Annotated in this window: 1 protein-coding gene; it reads left to right on the top strand. The window is 73.5% G+C overall.

Going from position 1 to position 898, the window contains the following annotated elements; genetic code table 11:
* Positions 1-63 precede the first annotated feature (63 nt).
* A partial coding sequence (locus C1I95_RS34180) for a type IV toxin-antitoxin system AbiEi family antitoxin (RefSeq protein ID WP_233514080.1) occupies positions 64-898 on the top strand: 835 nt, incomplete at its 3' end.

Here is an 898-nt window from a genome sequence, read left to right as displayed (position 1 = left end):
GGGCGGCGATGGTCGAGGCTTGTGGAGATGATTCGGGGGCTGGCGGCCAGGCAGGACGGATTGGTGACCCGGGCCCAGGCGCTCGGGGCGGGGCTGGGTCGGCATGAGATCGATCATCTGGTGGCGATCGGTCGGTGGCGCTCCATGGCTCGGGCGGTCTATCTGACCGGCGCTCGCGCGGCCGACGCGCCGCCTCGGCGGGCCCGGATCCGGGCGGCCGTGCTGTCGCTCGGCCCGCAGGCCCATGCCGTGCTGGGCACTGCGGCCGAGCTGTATCGGATCGCCGGTCTGCCGCCGACCGAGGAGATACACGTCGCGCTGCCCGGCCCCGCCGCAAGGCCGGCCAGGGTCCACGATCCGGCGGTGGTGGTCCATCAACTCGGCCATCCGCCCGGCGCGGTGACGTCGGTGGCCGGAATCGCCGTGACCAATCCGATGTGCACGGTCGCGGGCATCCTGCTCCGCGCGCCGCGGTACGCCGCGGTCGCCGTGCTGGACTCGGCGCTCAACCGGCAGTTGCTCACCCCTGACGACCTGGCTGCCGTGCCGTCACTGATCCGGGGGCGTCGGGGAGCGGTAGCTGCTCGCGGCTACCTGACCGAGGCGGACGGTCGGGCGCAGTCGCCGTTGGAGACGCGTGCCCGGTTGCGGTGTGTCGACGGCGGCGTGCCCCCGGATGTGCTCCAGCTGGAGGTGCGCGACCACGACGGTTACCTGCTCGGCGTCGGCGACCTCGGCTGGCGCCGGGCCCGGCTGATCGCCGAGGCGGACGGCGCCGGTCCGCACGCCGTCCCGGAGGCCATCTTCGCTGATCGGCAACGGCAGAACCGCCTGGTCAACGCCGGCTGGACAGTCCTCCGCTTCACCTGGGCCGACACCCTCCGCCCCGACTACATCC

The sequence above is a fragment of the Micromonospora craterilacus genome, assembly GCF_003236315.1.
Taxonomy (GTDB): domain Bacteria; phylum Actinomycetota; class Actinomycetes; order Mycobacteriales; family Micromonosporaceae; genus Micromonospora; species Micromonospora craterilacus.
Note: the sequence above shows the minus strand (reverse complement) of the source record. Positions and strands in the feature narration are given on the sequence as shown.